This window comes from Opitutaceae bacterium TAV5 (assembly GCA_000242935.3).
GTDB lineage: Bacteria > Verrucomicrobiota > Verrucomicrobiia > Opitutales > Opitutaceae > Geminisphaera.
Genome location: CP007053.1, coordinates 4,789,997 through 4,812,884, shown reverse-complemented (window position 1 = coordinate 4,812,884; position 22,888 = coordinate 4,789,997). Strand labels below are relative to the sequence as shown.

16 protein-coding genes and 1 tRNA gene are annotated in these 22,888 nt (G+C 65.3%); 12 read left to right on the top strand and 5 right to left on the bottom strand.

What is annotated here, in order from left to right; all coding sequences use genetic code 11:
• Positions 1–18 precede the first annotated feature (18 nt).
• The 3 genes from OPIT5_20420 (at position 19) to OPIT5_20410 (ending at position 5,111) form a co-directional block, all read left to right on the top strand.
• The gene (locus tag OPIT5_20420) at positions 19–3,522 is read left to right on the top strand and encodes a hypothetical protein (protein AHF92257.1); all 3,504 of its coding nucleotides are present in this window, start codon (positions 19–21) and stop codon (positions 3,520–3,522) included.
• Between the two features lie 485 nt (positions 3,523–4,007).
• Complete coding sequence (locus OPIT5_20415; protein AHF92256.1) at positions 4,008–4,391, top strand: phosphoenolpyruvate synthase; 384 nt, start codon at positions 4,008–4,010, stop codon at positions 4,389–4,391.
• A gap of 54 nt (positions 4,392–4,445) precedes the next feature.
• Entirely contained in the window at positions 4,446–5,111 is a 666-nt protein-coding gene (locus OPIT5_20410) for an imidazole glycerol phosphate synthase (protein ID AHF92255.1), read from the top strand.
• A 90-nt stretch (positions 5,112–5,201) separates the two neighbouring features.
• On the opposite strand, the gene OPIT5_20405 is transcribed toward OPIT5_20410, so the two are convergent.
• A complete protein-coding gene (locus OPIT5_20405) occupies positions 5,202–6,398 on the bottom strand; it encodes an 8-amino-7-oxononanoate synthase (protein AHF92254.1) in 1,197 nt (398 codons plus the stop codon).
• Positions 6,399–6,542: 144 nt separating this feature from the next.
• Here OPIT5_20405 and OPIT5_20400 point away from each other — a divergent pair, with 144 nt between their 5' ends.
• The 6 genes from OPIT5_20400 (at position 6,543) to OPIT5_20375 (ending at position 12,877) form a co-directional block, all read left to right on the top strand.
• On the top strand, positions 6,543–7,862 hold the full coding sequence (locus OPIT5_20400) for a coenzyme F390 synthetase (GenBank protein ID AHF92253.1): 1,320 nt from the start codon (positions 6,543–6,545) through the stop codon (positions 7,860–7,862).
• Positions 7,863–8,117: 255 nt separating this feature from the next.
• Positions 8,118–8,942: a succinate dehydrogenase gene (locus OPIT5_20395; GenBank protein AHF92252.1), complete on the top strand. Its 825-nt coding sequence runs from the start codon at positions 8,118–8,120 to the stop codon at positions 8,940–8,942.
• Positions 8,943–8,995: 53 nt separating this feature from the next.
• A complete protein-coding gene (gene sdhA, locus OPIT5_20390) occupies positions 8,996–10,921 on the top strand; it encodes a succinate dehydrogenase (protein ID AHF92251.1) in 1,926 nt (641 codons plus the stop codon).
• Between the two features lie 81 nt (positions 10,922–11,002).
• On the top strand, positions 11,003–11,785 hold the full coding sequence (locus OPIT5_20385; protein AHF92250.1) for a succinate dehydrogenase: 783 nt from the start codon (positions 11,003–11,005) through the stop codon (positions 11,783–11,785).
• Between the two features lie 85 nt (positions 11,786–11,870).
• Positions 11,871–11,946 (top strand) — tRNA-Ala (locus OPIT5_20380).
• 385 nt (positions 11,947–12,331) lie between these two features.
• On the top strand, positions 12,332–12,877 hold the full coding sequence (locus OPIT5_20375) for an aminoglycoside 2'-N-acetyltransferase (protein AHF92249.1): 546 nt from the start codon (positions 12,332–12,334) through the stop codon (positions 12,875–12,877).
• Between the two features lie 89 nt (positions 12,878–12,966).
• Here the strand turns inward: OPIT5_20375 and OPIT5_20370 are convergent, their stop codons facing one another.
• The 4 genes from OPIT5_20370 to OPIT5_20355 all read right to left on the bottom strand — a co-directional run bounded on the left by OPIT5_20370 (position 12,967) and on the right by OPIT5_20355 (position 17,823).
• Complete coding sequence (locus OPIT5_20370) at positions 12,967–14,172, bottom strand: hypothetical protein (protein AHF92248.1); 1,206 nt, start codon at positions 14,170–14,172, stop codon at positions 12,967–12,969.
• A 34-nt stretch (positions 14,173–14,206) separates the two neighbouring features.
• Positions 14,207–15,967: a hypothetical protein gene (locus OPIT5_20365; GenBank protein ID AHF94554.1), complete on the bottom strand. Its 1,761-nt coding sequence runs from the start codon at positions 15,965–15,967 to the stop codon at positions 14,207–14,209.
• A 244-nt stretch (positions 15,968–16,211) separates the two neighbouring features.
• Positions 16,212–16,973: a hypothetical protein gene (locus OPIT5_20360; protein ID AHF92247.1), complete on the bottom strand. Its 762-nt coding sequence runs from the start codon at positions 16,971–16,973 to the stop codon at positions 16,212–16,214.
• 25 nt (positions 16,974–16,998) lie between these two features.
• Positions 16,999–17,823, bottom strand: a complete 825-nt coding sequence (locus OPIT5_20355) for a hypothetical protein (protein ID AHF94553.1) — start codon at positions 17,821–17,823, stop codon at positions 16,999–17,001.
• A 356-nt stretch (positions 17,824–18,179) separates the two neighbouring features.
• Here OPIT5_20355 and OPIT5_20350 point away from each other — a divergent pair, with 356 nt between their 5' ends.
• The 3 genes from OPIT5_20350 to OPIT5_20340 all read left to right on the top strand — a co-directional run bounded on the left by OPIT5_20350 (position 18,180) and on the right by OPIT5_20340 (position 22,864).
• Positions 18,180–20,123 (top strand): glycoside hydrolase, encoded by a 1,944-nt coding sequence (locus OPIT5_20350; GenBank protein AHF92246.1) that lies wholly within the window; start codon positions 18,180–18,182, stop codon positions 20,121–20,123.
• Between the two features lie 82 nt (positions 20,124–20,205).
• Positions 20,206–21,678: a sodium:melibiose symporter gene (locus tag OPIT5_20345; protein AHF92245.1), complete on the top strand. Its 1,473-nt coding sequence runs from the start codon at positions 20,206–20,208 to the stop codon at positions 21,676–21,678.
• A 118-nt stretch (positions 21,679–21,796) separates the two neighbouring features.
• Positions 21,797–22,864 carry a glycoside hydrolase family 18 gene (locus OPIT5_20340; GenBank protein ID AHF92244.1) on the top strand — a complete coding sequence of 356 codons (1,068 nt, stop codon included), beginning with the start codon at positions 21,797–21,799 and terminating at the stop codon, positions 22,862–22,864.
• Positions 22,865–22,888: the final 24 nt, after the last annotated feature.

Below are 22,888 nucleotides of genomic sequence, written 5' to 3'. Positions count from 1 at the left end.
TAGCGTTCTGCCCCGAGTATGAGCGAAACCAACACCACCCACACGGCCTCCACCGAACTCCTCCCGCAGCTTCCCGACGCCCGCGACCCTCGCATCCTCGCCTACCTCAACCTCAAGTTGCGCGAGATCGGCCAGCCCACCATCGCCCTGCCCGATTCCGACGCCGACCACCTCGCCGGCCTCGTCGACCACCTGCTCACGCTCAGCCGCGAAAAAGACCGCCTCCTCACCCGCCACTTCTGCCCCGTCGACCAGCGCATCCAGAACTACCTCTACGCCACCTTCGAGGAACACGGCGGCGCGCCCCGCCTCCCCGCGCAGACGCTGGTCCTCGACCGCCCCGGCCTCGCCCGCGCCCTCTCTCTCCCGCCCTCCGCCGACGAACACAAAAGCCCCATCCTCTCCTCGTACCGCCTCCACAACGGCGTCCTCCACAACCCCAAGTCCGACCGCCGCACCACCAAGGGCATTTTCCACGTCACCGAAGGCGGCCTCCCCATCCCCGACGACAAGAAAGCCGTCCCGGCCGCCGTCTTCGCGCGCCTCCTGCGCCACGCCTTCAACCCGCCTTCCGAGCTCCTGCAACTCCCCTTCACCGCCGGCCAGGCCACCGCCGCCGAGTGCTTCGTCTCGCTCTATCAGCGCCCCGTCGTCGTCCCCGAAGTCGCCGGCTTCACCCCGCGCCGCTCCATGGAAACGCGCTTCTTCGTCCCCGGCTCGCTCGTCGCCAACCTCGACTTTGTCGAAAGCGTCTTCGGCAACGCCGGCGACCCCCACCTCCCCGCCAACGACGCCGCCCTCGATCCCGAACACTGGACCGGCCACACCGGCTGCATCATCCTCGCCCCGCATCTCAGCGCCAGCCTCACCAAAAAGGAACTCGGCCTCCCCGCATGGGACGACGCCACCGATCGCCAGCGCCGCGACGGCATGGCGTGGAAAAAGCCCGACGAACTCTACAACGACGGCGTCGCCTTCAAGATCACCTCCCGCGACGCCTCCGGCGTCATCGTCACCATCCTCTCCGACAACTACTTCGGTTACTGCAAGAAAGAGATCAAGACCCAGATCTCCTACGCGGCCAACCTGCTCGGCTCCGCCGAGGAGGAGCACTCCGGCGGCGCCATCGCCTTCGCCAGCTATGACCTCGGCGAAAACTTCCGGCTCACCAACCTGTATCCCGACAATGATTACACCCTCGCCGGCGCCCTCACTCTCCTCGGCGCCAACGCCACCCCGCAGCCCGGCGGCTGGGCGCGCGACAACGTGTACCCCGACATCTACTACATACCGGAATCCGCCCGCTTCGACCTGCGCACCCAGAGCGTCATCTGGAGCGACAGCGCATCCGAGGCCCGGCCCGACCTGAAACTCCTCCCCGGCATCACCTACATCTACCCCAACGGCTACCGCGTCGAGATGGTCAACCCCGACCGCCGCCGCTGGCGCCTGCGCGGCTCCAGCCCCAGCGGGCTCCTCTGCCACAAACCCTGCACCGTCTCCGGCGGCGGCAAGTCCGAGATCTCGAAATCCATCGCCGACGCCACCTTCTCCGGCCCGATCTTCATCTCCGACCCCGTGCGCGACATCGAGCTCGTCCGCGAACTTCTCCACAAAAACTACTACGGCCGCTACAAGGACGCCTCCCGCAATACCACGCCCAGCCGCCCCATCCTCAGTCCGGCGCGTTCCCTCGGCTCCGTCGTCAAGCTCCTCAGCCGCAGCCCCGACTACACCGACGAGTACAACGCCTGGCTCACCACCATCCCGCGCTACGTCCGCGACATCGTCCTCCTCGTCAAACGCCTCTACAAACCCGAGTGGGGCGAGGAGTGGGCCAGTAATTTCTCCGTGGATACGATCAACGGCCGTCCCGGCAACGAGATCAAGTACCACGGCATCCGCGCCACCACGCAGTTTCTCCGCATCGGCTACACGGCCACCGGCGGCTGGCGCACCTTCTCGCTCCGCAGCGATTTCCTCCCCGCCATCAAGATCCAGGTCGAGGACGACATCACCGCGTCCACCGTCGCCCCGCTCGCCGACGTCAAGGGCCTCCCCCGCTTCCCCGAACGCGGCGGCGCCTCGGTCAAGCTCGTCCATAACTGCGAAACCCGCCTCTTCCAGCGGCCCGACGACGCCATCATCCGCGGCTACGACCGCCACACCGAGGAAGACTTCGCCAAGCCCGACACCTATTTCTCCAACTACGAGCCGCTCGACCGCGCCGCCGCCGCGGAGATCATCAGCGACACGCTCGGCTTCGACGCCTTCACGCAGCCCGTGCGCGATCTCTTCAAGGAGTTCGCCTCGCACCCGCGCGCCGCCTTCCTCGCCTCGCCCGCGCATCCGCGCATCGTGGACGGCAAACCGACCAAAAACCCGCGCTACCTCCAGGTCCGCCCCGATCTTCTCGATCCGCGCGCCACCCGCGTAGCCCACGCCGCCGCCCGCCTGCGCCGCCGCCTCGCCGCCGACGATCCCGTCACCTTCCCCGTCGGCGCCGTCCTCATGGGCCGCCGTCTCAACCCGCCCGAGGCCGGCGTCCGCCCCCTCTGCGTGTTCAACCCCATCCACTACCAGGAGTTGCCCGAGGCGTTCATGGATCTCATCGCCAGCCTCACCGGCAAGTCGCCCTCCACCACCGGAGCCGGCTCCGAAGGCGCGCTGACCAAGGGCCCGTTCAACGCCCTGCCGCCGATCTACGACCTCAATTCGGCGCTCGTCTCGTTCCTCCTCACCGATCTGCCCGCCTTCTCCACCGCCGCCGGCTGGGTCGGCCCCAAGCTCCGTGTCGATCACGACATCAGCCTCCTCGTCCCGGAAATCTGGTGCCGCATGACGCGCCCCGAGCGCGACCCGAAGAACCTCATTTCCAAGGGCTACTTCGAGCGCTGCCAGGATTTTGTCCACAACGGCAAACCCGTCCTCGCCTCGCGCCTCGGCTATCGCATCACCGCGCGCGGCGTGCAGACGTTCTTCGGCCGCGTCCTCAGCAACCCGAGCACCGTTTTCGACGAGGAATTCCTGAAGCCCGAGCTGCAGGACATGGACGTCTTCGCCGAAGGCATGGCCAACATCGTCGAGGCGATGAAGACCGCCGCCGAAAGCTACTTTGCCGACGGCTCCATCCAGGACGCCTGCCCGCCGCTCAAGGCCCTCCTGCACATCATGCGTGACGGCGCCTGGGAAGGCCACGGACCCGACGCTCCGGAATTCCGCGCGCTCTTCGACCGCGAGCAGATGCTGAAGAGCGACTGGTACCATGCCCGCCTCGAAGCCCGCCGCCAGATCGACGCCGCCACCTGGGACGAGCATGCCCGGTACCTGGAAAAGTTCCTGCACAAGCACAACTACGCCGACGTGGCGCTCCAGCTCGACATCAAGAGCCGTCTCACCCGCGTGACCGATCATGCCCGCGCCGCCGCCCGGCCCGATTATCTCAAAAAAATCCGCGGCACGCTCGGCAGCGAACCCGCCGTCGCCGCCGGCATCGTCGCCGCCCGCGAAAGCACCCGGTAAGTGCCGGTGGCATGGGCATCCCTTGCCGGATTGACAGAACGTGTGGCGCGGGCGGGACGCCCGCTCCCACTCCGGAATCGTTCTCGTACTCTTACTCGTTCTCTTTCTCCGGTCCGGATTCGTTCTCCTTCTCTTTCTCCTGATCGTTCTCCGGATCGATCGTTCTCCTGCTCCGGCGCTCGCACGACGCACGCACGCACGGCGCGCCGCAGCACAAGAAAGAGTAAGAGAAAGAGAAGGAGTACGAGAATGAGTACGATCCGGAGTAAGAGTAAGAGAACGAGAATGAGAACGAGTGGCGCGGGCGTCCCGCCCGCAGACGGCGAAGCCGCCGGATCGGCGTGGCACGGGCATCTTGCCCGTGTGCGTTGCCTCTCCGCGATGTCCGGAAACACACCGGCGACGCTTCGCGTCGTCGCAGCGGCAGGAATGCCGCCGCTCCGGGCTCCGCCTGCGTAACACCAGTTACACCCTGACTTCTGACCATGAGAACCGTGGCAACCTTCTCGACACCGGCCGAAGCCCATATGGCCGCCACCCGGCTGGAAAGCGTCGGCATCCCCGTCTTCATACGCGATGAGAATACGGTGACGTTCGACTGGCTGCTGTCCAATGCGGTCGGCGGCGTGAAGATCGAGGTGGAGGAAGACGACTGGGCGGACGCCCGCCGCATCCTCACTCTCCCGCAGTCGGAAAAAGGAATCCTCGCGTGCCCCTTCTGCGGCTCCGGCGATACCCGGGTCCGGGTGCTGAATGCCTGGGGTGCCGTCTGCATGATGCTCAAGCTGCCCTTTCCCCAGCGTCGCGCGACGGTCGATTGCATGAATTGCCGGCGGACCCATCGTGTGCGTATCGACGGCAAAGGCTGAACGCAGGCTTGCGGCGCGGGGCGAGTGGCTGAATTTTTCCCGTTCACTCGTCACATGCCGACCATCGCTGTCATCGATAATGGAATCTGCAACCTGCGCAGCGTCACCAAGGCGCTCGAAGCCGTGGGCGCCTCCGTGCGCGTCGTCCGCTCCGCCGCCGAAATCTCTGCGGCGCATGCCGACGGGCTGGTGCTCCCCGGCGTCGGCGCGCTGGGCGATTGTGTGGCCTCGCTGCGGGCCTCGGGTATCGACGATACCGTGCGCGGCTGGATTCGCGATGACCGCCCCTTCCTCGGCGTGTGCCTCGGCATGCAGGCGCTGTTCGAACACTCGGAAGAAGGCGGCAATGGCGACGGCACGCGCGGCCTCGGTGTGTTTCCCGGCAAGGTGATCCACTTCCGGCTCGCGCCCGAACTTGGCCTGAAGATCCCGCACATGGGCTGGAATACCCTCCGTTTCACGCAGCCCGCCTCGCCGCTGGCCGCCGGTCTGCTGACGACCGGCGAAGCATTTTATTTCGTGCACAGTTACCATTGTGTGCCGGCGGACGCGCGCCTGGTGCTGGCCGAGTGCGATTACGGAGGCGCCTTCACGGCGGCCATCGCCCGCGGCAACTGCTTCGCCACCCAGTTCCACCCGGAAAAAAGCCAGGCGAAAGGGCTGCAGATCTACAAAAATTTCGCCGCCATCGCTGGCGACGCGGGAAAGAGCCATCACTGACATTGCGCAGCCGGCAGCGCAGGCCGGAGACCAACCGCCAATTTCCAACTACAAACTTCGCAGGGGCGTCGCTTGCGACGCCCCTGTCACTCAGCTCCGCTTTTTCGCGTACGCCATGGCGTCGGCGATCCGCTCGAGCTGTTCATCGGTATGGCGGGCGGAGATCGCCGTGCGGATCAGGTCCTTGCCCGGCGGGACCGCGGGGGCGAGCGACATGACGCTGAACACCCCGCGCTCGCGCAGCGCCTGCCAGAAGGCGTAGGCGCGTTCCTTTTTGCCGAGCACGATCGGGATCGCCGGCGTCTCGCTGTCCCAGGTGTCGAGCCCGAGATCATCGAGGATTTTTTTGTAACGGCGGGTGTTCGCCCTGAGACGTTCGAGGTGTTCGGGCTCGGCCTGCAAGACATCGAGCGCGGCGGAGGCGGCCGCGGCCTGCGCGGGGCTGAGCGCGGCGCTGAACAGGGTGTGCTTGCCGTGCGTGCGCAGGTACTCGATCAGGTCGCGCGAACCCGCGACGAAACCGCCCGTGCTGGCCAGCGCCTTCGAGAGGCTGCCGCAAAGGATGTCGATGCGGTCGTTGACGCCGAAATGATCGACCGTGCCGCGTCCCTCGCGCCCGAGAACACCAAAGCCGTGCGCGTCGTCGAGCACCGTGAAGGCGTCGACCGGAGCCACGGCGTCGAGGAGTTCCGGCACGCGGGCAATGTGGCCCTCCATCGAATAGACGCCCTCGATGACGAGCATCGCCGGGGTGTCGGCCGGAAGGGAGGCCGCGACGCTGCGGAGGTCGTCGGGGTTGTTGTGCGCGAAGCGCTCGATGGCGGCCGTGGAGAGCCGGATGCCGTCCCAGAGGCAGGAATGGATGTTTTTGTCCGCGAGGATGGTGTCGCCCTTTTGTGCGAAGGCGGCGACGGAAGACATGCACGAGAGGTAGCCGGCGGCGTGGACGTGGCAGGCTTCGCGTCCGAGGAAGGCCGCGAGTTTTTCCTCGAGCGCGAGGTGATAGCTGCGGGAACCGTTGGCGACACGGGCGCCCGTCGTGCTCGTGCCCCAGGCCAGGAGCGCGGCGCGGGCGGCCTCGATGACCTTGGGATGAAAGGAAAGGCCGAGGTAATCGTTGCTCGCGAGCATGATCATGTCGCGCCCGTCGAGCCGGATGCGGGTGCCGTCCTGCCACTCGGGCGCGTGATAATACGGCGCGTAGCGGAGCCGGAGTCTGGTCACCGGATCGTTGCCGCAGCGTTCGCGGATGGTTCTGGCGCGTGACGTGAAGAACGGGAAAGCCATGTTGTTGCGGGGTCAGCGCATGGTCGCGACACAAAATGCCAAGCCGATTCTGTCAACAACCGCGGCCGGAGAGGGGGCGGGGGGTTGTCGCAGGCAGCCATTTGACAGCACCGGGCTCCCCCCTAAGTTATGGCGTTTCAAGCAATGCCGTCCGCGCCCACCTTTGCCAACGATCCCGCCATCCTGACCCCCGCCGAAGGCAGCCGCCTGCCCGGCCCGCTCGAATCGGAAATCCGCCGCATCTACCGGCGCAGCCCGCTGTACGGGCAACGTTTCCCCCTTCACGAGGACCCGTTGCACTGGAACTGCTACCGGGAAATCCCCGCCCTCTCGAAAAACGAGATCGTCGAACGCGGGCACCAGGCGTTTTTCGAGGACTACACGGTGATCGAGCGCGGGCTCCAGGAGCACCGTTACGAATACGAATCCACCGGCGGCACCACCCAGTCGCCCATGACCGTGATCATGGAGGACGGCTGGTGGGACGCGCAGTCCACGCGCGCCTGGCGGGCCCATCCGTTGCTCGCCCCCTTCGCCGGCCGCCCGCACCGCCGCTGCATCCTCGCCCCGGTCGGTTGCTCCAGCAACCTGTGCCCGTACGAGGACCACCCGTTTCCGCACCGGTATTTCGACGGCGTCGTGTACCTCAACCTCACGAGCGACCCCTTCGTGTTCCCCGAAAGCGAGTGGGACCGCATCGTCACGGAACTCCAGGCCGTGCAACCCGATGTGATCGAGGGCGAACCCGTTTACCTGTCGCTGCTGGCCCGCGCCGTGCAAAAACGCCGCGTCACCGTGCCGAGCGTGAAAGTCGTCATCCTTACCTACGGCAAGGCCAGCAGGCAGCACGCCGCGCGCATCGCGGAGGTCTTCCCGGCGCCGCAGGTCGATCTCTATGGCTCGACCGAGGCCGGCTACATCTTCATCGGCGAGGCGTTCCGCGACGACATGCGTGTGATCGACGAAAATGTCTTCGTCGAGCTCGTGCCGTATCAGGGCTTCCGCGACGTTTTCCAGATCCACGTCACCACCCGCGACCGCGAGGCCATGCCGCTCCTGCGCTACCATACGGGCGACATCGTTCGCCGGATGCCCGGCGGCGGCTTTCGCCTGCTCGGTCGTGAGGGCGGGCTCCACGTGGCGACCGTCGCAGGCGCCGGAAACGCCGCAAACGACCCGGCCGGCCGCCGCCTGATCTCGCCCTCCGAGGTGGACGAGGCGCTGGAGCAAGCCGCCCCGGCAGACGGCGCGAACGGGTTCCGCTGCTGGCACTACAGCCTCGTGCAGACGAGCGACACCCGCTGGGATTTTCACTACGTGGCCGACCACGCGGCGCCTGCCGGTGTCGAATCCGCCCTCGCCGCCATGCTGGGCGAAGGCGTGCGCGTGGTGGCCTTCCGCAAAAAATTCATCGTTCCCGCCGCGAGCGGGAAATTTGCCCTGCTCAAGCCGCTCGTCCGGTGAAAGCCCGCGGGTCGACCACCGTTGCCGGCCCGCCTCGTGCAGGAGACAGCTACCCCGCCCCGCACCCCTGCCGCCGGCATGCGCGTCTTCTGGTAAAGTTCAGGCTGCCTAATACCGGCGACAGAATAAGGTTCTCTTCAAGCGCTCCCTTTACAACCGGTGCGCCATGTCCCTACGGTTGCCCTCGCTGCCGTCATCCGCTTCAACGGAAGGCGGCTTCGTTGACCAACAGACCACCACCCTTCCATCCACGCGATGAGCCTCATCCGTAATCTCTTCACGTCCTCCATCGGACGAAAATTCCTCATGGCCCTGACCGGCCTCGTTCTGGTCGGATTCGCGGCCGGCCATCTGGTGGGCAACCTCCAGATCTTCAGCCATCCCGACAAGATCAACGGCTATGCGCACTTTTTGCAGTCGCTCGGCCCCGCCCTCTGGGTCGTGCGCATCGTGCTGCTGGCCTGCGTCGGCATCCACATCTGGGCCGCCATCTGCCTCTGGGCGGAAAGCAAGGCCGCCCGCGGCCCCGAGAAATACGGCGTCCATAAATGGCTCAAGGCCTCTGTCGCCTCCCGCTACATGCGCATGAGCGGCCTCGTGGTCCTCGCGTTCATCATCTACCATGTCCTGCACTTCACCGTCGGCGTGGCCGGCCACGAATATTTCAAGAGCAACCTCGACCACTGGGTCATGCAGGACGGTTTCCACATCTTCGGCTTCCCGATCCACGGCGCCGCCGCCGGCGACGAGGTGCATGACGTCTACAGCATGGTCTTTATCGGGTTCACCCATCCGGTCGTCTCCCTCTTCTACATCCTGGCGACCTCGCTCCTCGCGGTGCACCTCCTGCACGGCATCGACTCGCTGTTCCAGACCATCGGCTGGCGCAACCATCGCTGGTCCCCGGCCCTGCGCGGCCTCGTCTCGCTCTTCTGCATTTTCTACTTCCTCGGCAACCTCGCCATCCCCGGCGCGATCCTCAGCGGCCTCGTCAAGCCCGCCGAAGGCACTTATGCCGCCGAATACGTCGCCGGCCAGGCCACCGCCAAAACCGCCGCCGTCACCCCTGCCGCCCGCTAATCCGACCCACGCCTTAACCGACCAAAGCCAACCGCCCACCCGCGCAACCGATCATGGCAACACTCAATTCCAACATCCCTCCCGGCCCCCTCGCTGAAAAGTGGAGCAAGTTCAAGTCCGAGTCCCTGAAACTCGTCAACCCGGCCAACAAGCGCAAATACGAGGTTGTCGTCGTCGGCGCCGGCCTCGCCGGAGCCTCCGCCGCCGCCACGCTCGCCGAGCTCGGCTACAAGGTGACGAACATCGTCTTCCACGACAGCCCCCGCCGCGCCCACTCCATCGCCGCCCAGGGCGGCATCAACGCCGCCAAGAACTACCAGAACGACGGCGACAGCGTGTACCGCCTCTTCTACGATACCGTCAAGGGCGGCGACTACCGCGCCCGCGAGGCCAACGTCCACCGCCTCGCCGAAGTCTCCGTCAACATCATCGACCAGTGCGTCGCCCAGGGCGTGCCCTTCGCCCGTGAATACGGCGGCCTCCTCGCCAACCGCTCCTTCGGCGGCGCGCAGGTTTCCCGCACCTTCTACGCCCGCGGCCAGACCGGCCAGCAACTCCTCCTCGGCGCCTACTCCGCCCTCTCGAAAATGGTCGGCCAGGGCGGCGTGAAACTCGTTACCGAACACGAAATGGTCGACCTCGTCCTCGTCGACGGCCAGGCCAAGGGTGTCATCACCCGCGATCTCAAGACCGGAAAATTCCACCGCTTCGCCGGCGACGCCGTCATCCTCGCCACCGGCGGCTACGGCAACGTCTTCAACCTCTCGACCTACGCCCGCAACTCCAACGCCACCGCCATCTGGCGCGCCTACAAGCGCGGCGCCTGTTTCGCCAACCCCTGTTACACGCAGATCCACCCGACCTGCATCCCGGTCAGCGGCGACTACCAGTCCAAGCTCACCCTCATGTCCGAGTCGCTCCGCAACGACGGCCGCATCTGGGTCCCGAAGAAAAAGGAAGACTGCGACAAGAACCCGAACGACATCGCCGAGGAAGACCGCGACTACTACCTCGAACGCATCTATCCGAGCTTCGGCAACCTCGCCCCCCGCGACGTCTCGTCCCGCGCCGCCATGCGCATGTGCGACGAAGGCCGCGGCGTCGGCCCCGGCAAGCGCGGTGTTTATCTCGATTTCAGCGACGCCATCAACCGCCTCGGCGAAAACGCCGTCCGCGAACGCTACGGCAACCTCTTCGACATCTACCACGAGATCACCAACGAGAACGCCTACAAGCAGCCCATGCGCATCTATCCCGCGGTGCACTACACCATGGGCGGCCTCTGGGTGGACTATAACCTCCAGTCCAACATCCCCGGCCTCTTCGTCCTCGGCGAAGCCAACTTCTCCGACCACGGCGCCAACCGCCTCGGCGCCTCCGCCCTCATGCAGGGCCTGGCCGACGGTTATTTCGTCATCCCGTACACGATCGGCAACTACCTCGCCACGCAGAAGCCCGGCAGCCGCCCGAAGACCGACCACGCCGCCTTCGCCGCCGCCGAAGCCGATGCCTCCGGCGTCATCAACCGCCTCATGTCCATCAAGGGCAAGGAGCCGGTCAACCACTTCCACAAGCGCCTCGGCAACATCATGTGGGAAAACTGCGGCATGGCCCGCACCAAGGAGACCCTCGAAAAGGCGCTCAAACTCATCCCCGAACTCCGCGAGGAGTACTGGAAGAGCGTCAACGTCCCCGGCTCCGCCGACAACATGAACCAGGCCCTCGAGCGCGCCAACCGCGTGGCCGACTACATGGAGCTCGCCGAGCTGATGTGCCGCGACGCCCTCACCCGTGAGGAAAGCTGCGGCGGCCACTTCCGCGAGGAGTACCAGTATCCCGATGGCGAGTGCAAACGCGACGACGTCAACTTCGCGCACGTCGCCGCCTGGGAATACCAGGGCGAAGGCAAGACGCCCCTCCGCAACGTCGAACCGCTCAACTACGAAACCGTCAAGATGAGCGTGCGCTCCTACAAGTAAGCCCGCCACCCGGACCCACCCGTCACACCAAGCCGCCAACCCGACACACACATCATGGTCGCTGAAAACACCAACAAACCGATTTCCGTCACGCTCCGCGTCTGGCGCCAGGCCGGCCCCGACAAGCCGGGCAAGTTCGTCGAATACAAGGCCGCGAACTGCGATCCCAACATGTCCTTCCTCGAAATGCTCGACGTCGTGAACAACGACCTCGAACGCCAGGGCGAGGACCCGATTGCCTTTGCGCACGACTGCCGTGAAGGCATCTGCGGCACCTGCTCGCTCGTCATCGACGGCAAGCCGCATGGCCCGCACAAGGGCATCGCCTCCTGCCAGACCTACATGCGCAGCTTTGCCGATGGCGCGGTCGTCACTGTGGAGCCCTTCCGCGCACACCCGTTCCCGGTCGTGAAGGACCTGATCACCGATCGTTCCGCGTTCGACAAGATCCAGCAGGCCGGCGGCTTCATCAGCGTGCGCACCGGTTCCGGTTGCGACGCCAACGCCCTCCCGATCCCGAAGGAAAACGCCGACCTCGCCATGGACGCCGCCGCGTGCATCGGTTGCGGCGCCTGCGTGGCGGCCTGCAAGAACGCTTCCGCGATGCTCTTCGTGTCGGCCAAGGTCTCGCAATTCGCCCTCCTCCCGCAAGGCCAGCCCGAGCGCGACGCCCGCGTGCTCAACATGGTGGCGAAGATGGACGAACTCGGTTTCGGCAACTGCACCAACCAGTACGAGTGCTCGGCTGCCTGCCCGAAGCTGATCAGCCACGATTTCATCGCCCGGATGAACCGCGACTACATTGCAGCCAGCTTCCGCAGCGCCTTCCGACCCCGGAGCGATGCCCTCGCCTCGGCGGGCTGAAAACCGGACTGGACGGAAAGCGAAAAAGGCGAAAAAACTCCTTGCCAACCTGGTTCAAAGAGGCCTTTTTCGCCCTTCCCTTTACGGGCTCTTAGCTCAGTTGGTAGAGCGCCTCAATGGCATTGAGGAGGTCAGCAGTTCGAACCTGCTAGGGTCCACCACTTTCACCGCGAAACCCGCCCTTCATAGGGGCGGGTTTCATGCTTGATAGGGCTACGACACGCCCCAAGGCAACCGTGATACTGTCGGATGGAGATCGACGCAGCCGCCAGCCCGGCGTTTGCTCACCTCCCCGGCGAAGAGAGTGCCGGTTTTTGAGCTGCGGCAAGTTGCCCGAATGTTGTCCGGATCCTTGTTTTCAGCTTCACATCCCTGCACTTTTCTGCATCCTGGTTCACGTTTTAGCTCATTAACAATCAACCAAATCCGGTAAATCTGACAAGGAAGTTCAGGAAGCCTGGTGGCAAGAGCAAACCCGGCCGACCCGACCCGCCGCCGAAGCCCGCGTTGTAGCATTTCCTCGGATTTTCGCCGTTTCCCAACAGGATGCTCCCCCCTCCCCCGATCGATTACATCGCGGACTCCGCGGTCGATGCAGCGCTCGACCTCGCGTTGCGCGAGCTTCTCTCCGCCTGCTTCACCAAGCCGCAGGATCACGTTTTCAAAACGCGGCGCTATTTCAACGAGCCGCCGGCGCATCGCTGGCTGATCCGCGACGCGACGGGCACGCCTGTCGCGCATCTCGCGGCGCATGAAAAGCAGCTTTTCACCGACGACGGCCGCACGCTTCGGATCGGCGGCATCGCCGAGGTTTGCGTGCGCCCCGATCATCAGGGTCGCGGCTATGTCAAACCGCTGATCGCCGCCGCGCACCGCCGGATGGGCGCCGGGGGCTTCGCGTTTTCCGTGCTTTCCGGCAACGAGCGCTACTACGCCTCGAGCGGCTACCGGCCGGTGAACAATTTGCTGCGGGACGGAGTCGGCCCCGCGGGCGAAGCGGTTCGCATCCGGGCGGAAGGCTTCCTGGCCGCACCGCTCTCCGACACCGTCTGGCCGCACGGGGACGTTTATATTCCAGGCCCCTCGTTTTGATCCCGATGACTCCGGGAAAAGTCGGGGCATGTAGGCTTCGGCTACCGGTCCGGTTACTCTAGAATCTGAAGGGCCGGGCGCCTTGGCATTTACACCTTGAGACGGATGCCGCCGCGCGCCAGCAGTCCCGTGCACCCCACGCAAACCAGCGCGAACACCGCCGATTTCGCGATGCCCACCCAGCCGGTCGAGAGATACTCGGGCCAGCGAAAGCCGGCGGCGCGTTGCAGCCCATACAGCAGATAGGGCATCAGGTAGCACAACAAGGTGTGCGTTCCCGCCGGCCCGATCGGGCGAAACCACGCCGTTTTTTTCCGCAGGTCCGCCAGCCAGTAGATCGCGAGGAACAGCACGACGGTGAGCGCGCTGCAAAAGAACAGCCACGCGGGCGTGGCGCCGATCTTGGCCAGCCCCCAATACGGGCGCGTGACGAAGTACAGCCCGGTCCACGCCGCCGCCATCCCGCCGAGCAGCAGAAAGATCGCGCGGTTGTCGTCCTTTTCCCGATACCGCCTGAAAATCATCGCGGACAACGCGCCGCCCATCGTGAACGCCGTCAAGGTGCCCGCGATGATCGGCCGCGGGATGAACAGGAGGGCCTTCGGCACCAGCCCCATCCTGAACAGAATGCTGAGGCTGGCAAAAAGCAGCCAGCCGCCCAGCATGACGAGGATGCGGTCGCGCGCGAAAATCGCGACCAGGCCGGCGACCAGATAGGCCCAGCCGATCTGCCCGAGTATGCCCCACCACTCCGGCACCGGCGCGAAGCGGTGAATCCTGTCCCCCGATCCGCCGCGATAGATCCAGGCCAGGGCGAGCAGACCCGCCACGCCCGCGACACGGAGGGCGATCTTCCCTGCCCGGGAGGGGATCTTGTCATAGGTGCACCAGACGAGAATGAAGCCGAGGCAGCACAGGGGGTTCCACCAATACCGGTGCATGCCGGCGGCCTGGGCATTCCAGGTCTCCCCGTTCACCAGGAACACGCCCATCACGATCAGGGCGAACGAGCGGACGGCAACGTGCCAGACCAGCCGCAAGCCCGTATCCCCTTTGTTGCGACGCGCCTCCAGCGCATGGGGCAGCGACAGGCCGACGAGGAACAGGAAGGCGGGAAAGACCACGTCGGCCACCCCGATGCCATCGACGCCGCTCGCCGAGTGGCCCAGCCACGCCGGCGTGTTTTTCAGGGTGAACAGGTCGTTGACGATGATCATCAGGACCATCGTCAGCGCCCGCAGGATGTCGATCGAGGCCACCCGCCCCGCGTTGCCGGTCGCGGCGCCGTTACTCATGCTGTTTTGTCCGATGGCAAGGGAGGACGCGAATTCACCAGACCTCCCGCGCGGAATCCAGCAGGAGATTGGTCGTGCCGTCGTAGTCCTGGCCGATCTCCCAGATCAGGTAGCCTTGGAGGCCCTTGCCCCGGAACCAGCGGACCTTGGGCGGGATCGACTGCGTGTCCTCGTAGCTGATCATCTCGCCGCTCTTCACCATGTGGGGCAACTCGTGGCTCTCATACAGATCCACGTCCGTCATGCCGGTGGTGGTGTCGCGGTAGAGCGTCCACTGCCCGGAGGAGATTTTCGACAGCATTTCGATGTAGGTGTAGGTCGTGTCGCCCGTGACCGAAGAACCGAAAGCGGTGAAGCCGGTAACGCCGCGCCCGTAGAAGGGCAGGCCCATGATGACCCTGGAGGCGGAGAAGCCCTTGGTGACGGTCCACCAGTCCCAGGTCTTGTCGAACGAGAAATCGTCGCCCACGCCGGACACCGCGAAGAGCGGCGCGTTGTAGCCGGCGTAGTTCCAGCTGCCGTGGTAGTCGTAGCTCATCACCATCAGGTAATCGATGAGCTCGTCGAGCGTGGTATTCGGGTTGTCCGAGGGTATTTGCGTAGCGACTACGCCGGCCGAGGCGTAGGCGCTGGTGCCGACGTTCAGGCCGATTTCGGAACCCGGGGGCAGCGCGGTGCGCAGGCCGTAGACGAAGTTCACGAGCTTTTGCGCGTCGCCGGCGCCGGGGAACTCCCAGTCGAGGACGATGCCGTCGTAGCCATAAGTCGAGACCCAGTTCGCCACCGCCGCGACGAAGGCGTTGCGCTTGGTCAGGTCCTGCGCCATCGCGGTGAAGTTCGCGGAGTTCGCGCCGCCGCCGAGGGCCAGCAGGACCTTCACGCCGTTGGAGTGAGCCGTGCTCACGAGAGTCGAGCTGGGCAGGTAACCCGTCACGCCGGTGAGAACGCCGTCGGCATCGGCCGTGGCGAAGGAGTGCACGATGTGCGAGGTCTTCGACCACGGGATCGAGCCGATGGGCAGATTGGAGGACTGCCGGTAGGTCGGATAATAACTGAAGACCAGGGGCTTCGTGTTGCCCTCGGCGTCGAAGGACGAGAAGGCCAGCAGCAGTGCACCGGTGCCGGCGTTGGTCGCGGTCAGGAACAGGCCCACGCCGTCGATGTTCGTGAAATCGGGCGAGCCGACCGCCGGGCCGATGGTGTTGATGTCCGCGGGATCGTAGGAATACCAGTTCACGCTCGAAAGATTGGAGAGCACCTTGGGCGTGGAGGTGTAACTGGTGTTCAGCCCCATGTTGTCGCTGATGATGTAGCTGTCGCCGGATTTCAGGACGAACCGGGCCCTGGCGGATGACACGGTGCCGTTGACGCGGCCCCGGAACGTGAGCTTCTCCACGGTCAGGGGATTCGAGACGGGCGTCGCGAGGGTGCGAAAATCGGACCGTTTCCAGATGAACACGCCCGTCACCTGATCTCCGCTCTGGGCGCCGGTCGCGGTGCGGCCAAAGACGAAGGTGTCGTTGCCGCCGCCGTTGTAGGGGTCGTCGTTGACGATTTTGGCGCCGTAGTTGAGGCCGCCGGTGCCGATGGCCTTGATGCCGGCGTAAAACAGGGTGTCGTCATAGCCGTCGGCGGGCGTGATGGGAGTGGCGAGGCTGAAGGGGATTTCCCCGCTGCTGGAACTGCGCTGGGTATTTTGATTCGACGTCACGAAGTCCGGCGATTCGCCCCAGGCGACCAGGGAGACGTTCTCGGCCCTGGCGGCGGCCGAAAGCAAAAGCAGGCCAATGGCCAATGATGTGAGTTTTCTAGACATAGGGAGGACAGGTTGGATGGCTGGGGCCAACGGGGGAGGTTGGTCCGGGGAGTCCGACGAGAACGTGGCGTGTTCTCTTCGGCGGAAAAACGGACACCGGAAAAGATCACATGCCCCGCCGACGAGGCCGGCGGCGAAGGCTTGTATCCAATTATGCATCCGGCTCCGGAGTCTGGTTGAAAAAACCGTGACAGCACCTCGCATGGGCTTTTGCGCAAGCGCCTCAGTGGTTGTCGAAGAGGCAGAGGGGATCGCCGTCCGGATGGTTCTTCAGGTCGGCGATGAGGTCGAGGGCGCGCACCGAACCGTCGTAAAACACGCAGTTCGCCTTGCGCTTGCCGCCGTGGCGCGGCCAGACGCTCCAATCGTAATTGAAGTTGCCGCCCCATGGGAAGCGGGCGTAGCCGTAACTCGGCGTCGACACACTCCGGCTCCCCTCGCTCCAGTCGGCGAGATTTGCAGGCGCGGAGCCGGAACCGCCCGTTCCGATATCGGACATCATGATCATCCGGCTGGGCTGCTGGATGACGCTCATGCTCCTGGACACCTTGGCATCGGGCTGGTATTCGTAGAGCGGACTCTGGCCGAGGACCTGGGAGCCCAGATTGATCCCGTAGGAGGCGGGCCATCGTCCGACACTGGAGGAGTCAGGGTATTCGGTGATCGAGTCGGAAGGGCAAATCAGCACCCCTCGCACGGCGCGGCGCGAACCGATGTAAGGCTCGAGCTTGATGCGCCAGATGGGCCCGTCAGCGCTTTCCTCTCGCACAGGGATGAAACGGTCCTTGTTTTCGGTCGCGTAGAGCAGGCAGGCCGCAGCGAGCTGGCGGAGATTGGAGGCGCAGGTGCTGGTCCTCGCCGTGTCGCGAACCTTGCCGACGGTGGGGATGAGGATGGCGGCGAGAATGCCGATGATGGTGATGACCGTAAGCAGCTCGATCAGGGTGAAGCCTGACCGGGAATCGACTGGCGTGGAACGACGCATGGCGGGAAATGGCGAAGGGTTAGAGCTACCTGCGCCGGCGCATGACCACGATTGCCAGGCCGCCCAGTCCGGCCAGCAGCGCCACGGTGGACGGCTCGGGAATGGCCGAGACAACACCCGACGCGCTGAACGCGGCGAGGACGAGGTTGAGCGCGTCGGTGTCGGTCGCCGTGGTGGTGAGATAGATCCCGAGGGCGGTCACCCCGTCGAACGACGGCGAGCTGACCTGGGGGCCGATGGCGGTGATGCTCACGCCGGGATCGTAGGAATGCCAGTTCACGCTCGAAAGATCCGTCAGCGAGTGGGTCGCCAGGAACCCGTTGTTCAGGACGACGTTGTCGCTGATGAGATAGGACGAGCCCTGCTGAAGCACGAAGCGTGCCTCGCTGGCCGTCGCCGTGCCGGAGAGGCTCAGGCCGGCATAGGACAACGAGGTGACCGTCACGCTGTCCGTCGCCCCGTCCGGGCCGACCAGAAAATCCTCCTGTTTCCACAGGAAAACGCCGCTCACCTTATAACCCGGCTCCACTCCGGTGGCGCGGCCGAACACCAGCGCGTCGTTCCCCTCGTTGTAGTCCCTGTTGTTGAACACCGCAAAGCCGGTGTTCAGGCTGGGAGCACCGTCCACCCCGCCGTAAAAGGTGCCGCCGGTGTAATTGTCGTCGGAAAGGGGGCTGATCGGCGTATCCAGATCGAAGGGGATTACCCCTCCGCCGGCTGCACGCTGGCCGGACTGGTTGGCGGTCACGTAGCCGGCCGACGGTCCCCAGGAGACCAGGGTCTGGGCGGACAGGACAGGAGCGGACAACAGGACCGCGCCGAATGCGAGCGAACTGAATCGAAGCTTCATGATGAACAGTGGATTTGAAGTTATGGTAGTCTGCCGGAATCAACGGGCCCCAATGTCGCCCGGCGGGCGATGACCGCACTCGGATCCGGCGTGGCGAAAAGAGCGACATCCACTTATTTCGGTCAAGAAAAAAAGTAGGGGCAAAATGGAAGCACAGCTCTTTCGGAGTGCCTTTCGGACACATGGACTTCTCATTATTTTAATATTCTACTTATTTATTACCAATTGATAATGACAACAATCATTCGCATGAAATCCCCGGGATTCATGAGGTTTTTACAATCGGAAGAAAAATTTTACCGACGCTTCGATGTTGACATGGAGTCCACTTATTTCATCCATAGAAACAAGTTTTCATGCAATCCTCCTTACTCACCTCCCTGTCTCCCGAGTCGCCTGCGGCCCGCCTGCTCTCCAGCGCCTTTCTGGCGGATCCCGCACTTCAGGGCGGCCTTGATGAAATAGCGCAAGACCACGCGCACCGCTTTTCCGCGGACGGCGACGGAGTGACCGTTCGCTTCGTCCTCAATCCTCATCGGGGGAGCCATATCTCGATCAGGCAGGAAGACCCCGACCAGGATATTCACGTCAGCTGCGGTTATCCCGTGGAGGCGTTTCGTGCCCTCGGGATCATCATCGGCCGGCTTGAAGCCGGCGAAACGGTGTCCCGCGAAGAGACCTGCGCCTTCGATATGCTGGGCGTGATGCTCGATGTATCCCGGAACGGCGTCCTCCGTCCGGAGTCGGTGCGGAAATTCATCCGGCATCTGGCGCTCATGGGTATCCGGCAGCTCATGCTTTACACCGAGGACACCTATGAAATCCCCGGCGAGCCGCTCTTCGGGTATTTCCGCGGCCGCTACACCCGGGACGAACTGCGCGCCATCGACGACTACGCCTTCCTGTTCGGGATCGAGGTCATCCCCTGCATCCAGGCGCTGGGCCATCTGGAGCAGGTCCTCCAGTGGCCGGTCTACCGCGCGATGCAGGACACGGCCGGAGTCCTGCTGGTGGGCGACGCGACCACCGACGCCTTTGTCGAGAAAATGATCGCCGCCGCCGCCGCGCCCTTCCGCTCCCGCCGCATCCATCTCGGCATGGACGAGGCCCACGGCATCGGCTCCGGAAACTACCGCGTCCGCAATGGCCTGCGCTCCCCCTTCGAGATTCTGACCGACCACCTGCGCCGCACCGGCGAAACCTGCCGCCGCCTCGGCCTGCGCCCGATGATCTGGAGCGACATGTTTTTCCGCCTCGGGTCCAGGACCAACGACTACTACGATCGCGACTCCGTCATCGCGCCGGAGACGATTGCCCGGGTGCCGGCGGACGTGGATCTCGTTTACTGGGATTATTATCACACCGACCCCGCGTTTTACGGCGAGTGGATCGCCCGTCACCGCGCCATGGGCAAGGAGCCCGTCTTCGCCGGCGGCATCTGGACCTGGAACCGCCCCTGGCCCCAGCTTCCGCACTCCCTGGCGACCCTCCGGGCCGGCATGGAGGCGGCGCGCGGCAACGGTCTCCGCGAGGCCTTCGTCACCATGTGGGGCGACGACGGCATGGAGGGCGACGCTTTCTCCGCCCTGCCCGCCATCCAGTACTTCGCCGAGCTCGGCTACGGCAATCCCGCCGAGGCCGATCAAAATCTCCCGGTTCATTTCAACGGCAGCAGCGACGCCGACGCCGACGTCTGGATCGCCGCCGGCGAGCTCGATCTCGTGCCCGGCGAAAATCCCGCCGCCTTCTATCACGCGAACCCCGCCAAATGGCTCCTCTGGCACGATCCGCTCCTCGGGTTTCTCGATCGCCATGTCCGCCCGTCTTTCCCGGAACACTTCGAGCGCATCGCCGCCCGTTGCGCGGAGTGGAGCGATGCCGGGTCCGGCAACGCCCTCCTGGATTATCCCGGCCAGGTCGCTGCCGTGCTCGCGCTCAAATGCCGCCTCCACCTCGCCCTGCGTCCGGCTTACCGGGCCGGCGACCACCCCCTGCTTCGCCGGCTGCTTCAGAACGACCTTCCCGCCCTGCGCCGCGAGGTCGTCGCCCTGCGCCAGCTCCACGAGGCCCGCTGGCATGCCATTTACCGCCCCTTCGGCTGGGAGGTCCTCGAGCGCCGCTACGCCGGCCTGCTTTCCCGACTGGAGACGCTCGGGCGCCGGCTCCGCTCCCACCTCGCCGACCCGGCCTGCCGCATCGAGGAGCTGGAGTGCGAAAGCGTGCCCGTCTGGCCGGCCGGCGCGCTCTTCAGGACCACCCTCACCCACCATCAGGCGGCCACGCCCAGTCGCATTTTCTGATTATTTCCGCATCTCCATGCAAATCGCCAACCCGGCGCTCGCGCCCTTTGTCCGCCATTAACCCGCCCGGGCTCACCTCATCATGTCCACCGTCACCACCCTCAGCAAGCCCGCGGACCCTCTCCCGATCATCGCCGGGCCTGCCGCCACCGACGTCGCGCCCGAGGATCGCGTGCCGCCCGGCCCCAAGCTCGCCTATGCCTCGGGCCAGTTCGCCTCCGGCCTGATGATGAACACGAACAACAACTTCGTGCTGCCCGTGTTCGTCGTTTCTCTCGGCGTCTCCCCCGCCCTGATCAGCTTTCTGGACATGGTTTACCGGCTCTGGGACGCCATCACCGACATGCTCGTCGGCTGGCTGTCCGACAACACCCGCACGCGCTGGGGCCGTCGGCGTCCCTACATTTTCGCAGGCGCGCTTCTCAGCGGCTTGTGGATGCCTGTTCTCTGGCTCTTCGACGCCTCGTGGAGCATGCAGACCATCATCCTCTGGATGATCGGCGCGCAGCTCCTGATGTACCTCGTCACCACCTTCTGGAACATCCCCTACCAGTGCCTGCTGCTGGAGATCACCCCCAGCAGCGTCGAGCGGACCAACGTCGCCGCCGCGCGCACCTATTTCAGCAAGTGCGTCTGGCTCCTGCTGAGCTGGATCTGGTTCTTCGCCCAGCTCCCCGTTTTTCGCGGCCCGGACGGAAAAATCGACCAGTTGCGGGGCGCGCTCGGCCTCAGCCTCGTCGCCGGCGTGCTCGTGGCCGCCCTCGGCGTCCTGCCCGCGCTCTTCTGCCGCGAACGCTACTACCATCAGGTCAGCACCCGGGAAAAGGTGCCGCTGCTCAAAAATATCCGGCTCACTTTCCGCAACCGCCCCTTTCTCCAGCTCTCCCTGCTCACCCTGCTTTTCATGCTCGGCACCCTGTCGGTGGAGAGCATCGCCTTCTTCACCCGCCTCTACTACGTCTGCGGCGGCGACACCGTGCTCGCGGCCAGGCTCACCGGCCTCACCGGCACCTGCTCCTTCGTCACCGGACTCGTCGCCGTGCCCGTCTTCCAGTGGATCGCACGCCGGCACGGCAAACGCACCGCGCTCCTCCTCATCATGGGGATTTTTTTCGCCTCCAGCCTCGCCACGCTCGTCACCTACCGGCCCGACCTGCCCTACCTCTCCCTCGTCAACGGCATGCTCGGCGCCATGGCCATGACCGCCATCTGGATGCTCCTCCCCTCCATGGCCGGCGACGTCGTGGACCACGACGAACTCCAGACCGGCGAACGCCGCGAGGGCGCCTTCGCCGCCATCTTCTCCTGGATCTCCAAGCTCGCCTACTCCCTCGCGCTCGCGGTGGCCGGCGTGCTCGTCGCTGCCATCGGCTTCGACGCCAAAAGCGCGACGGGGCAAAGCCCCGAGGTCATGCATTCACTCCGCCTGCTTCTCGCCTTCGTGCCCACCCTCTTCATCGGCGGCGCCCTCTGGGTGGCCTCCTGCTACCGGCTCGACACCGGGCGCATCAACGAAATCCGCGCCGAACTCGAGGCCCGCCGCGGCAAGCTCTGACGCCCCGACCGTGCCACGCCTCCCTCCCCGTGCCGTCCGTCTCCCGCCGCCGCGCCGCCTGAATCCACCGCCAATAGTATTCGAATAATAACTACACACCCGCCCGTCCACGCCGACCATGAAAATCATCCCCCGCCTGGCCTCGCTGTCCTGCCTCCTCCCTGTCGCCCTTCTCGCGGCGGTTTACGCCCTCCGTGCCGACGAGGCCCCCACCACCACGCCGCCCGCGTCCGGAACCTCCGTCTCCCCGCCGCGGCGCATGGAAATCTCCTGCTACTTCCCGAGCTGGGCCAGCACCGCCGGGCGCGTTCCCTACGACCGGCTCGACCAGATCTACTACGCCTTCCTGCGTCCCACGCCCGCCGGCGGTTTCGAGCCCCTCCGCAACCCTGCCTTGCTGAAGGATCTCGTCCGCCGCGCCCATGCCGCCGGCGTCAAGGTCTCCATCGCCGTGGGCGGCGCGCTCGACCACGTCGCGCCCGCCTTCGCGACCATCGCCGCCGACCCCGGCCTTCGGGCCACCTTCATCCGAAACCTCCTCGCCTTCGCGGAGGACTACGACCTCGACGGCATCGACATCGACTGGGAATACCCCGTCGCCGGCGTCTCCGACCGGCACTGCGGCCTCCTCATGCAGGAGCTTTCCGCCGTCCTCCGCCCGCGCGGCAAGCTCCTCAGCATGGCCGTCCCCGGCGACAGCAGGAAGCCCGACTACCCCGCCACCGTCTTCCCCGTGATCGACTGCCTCAACGTCATGGTTTACGATCGCGGTCGTCCGCACCACGCCACCTTCGACTACGCGCGCGCCAGCATCCAGTATTGGACGGGGCGCGGCTGCCCCGCCGGCAAGATCATGCTCGGCGTCCCCTTCTACAGCCGCTCCGCCACCGCCGGGCCGCTCGCCTACCGCGAACTGCGCAGACTCGGGGCCGACGCCGACGCCGATGTTTTCACCACCAGCGACAAGCACGTCCACGGCTACAACGGCCGCGCCACCCTCCGCGCCAAGGTCGCCCTCGCCCGCGAACACGCCGTGCGCGGCATCATGATCTGGGAAATCCAGCAGGACACCCTCGGCGAGGACTCCCTCCTGCGCGCCCTCCGCGAGGCCATCGACACACCCTCCGCGCCGGAACCCGCCACCGCCGGGCCGGGGACCGATGCCGCCGCGAAACCGGCCTCCTGAACTGCCCGCCGCCGTTGACATTCC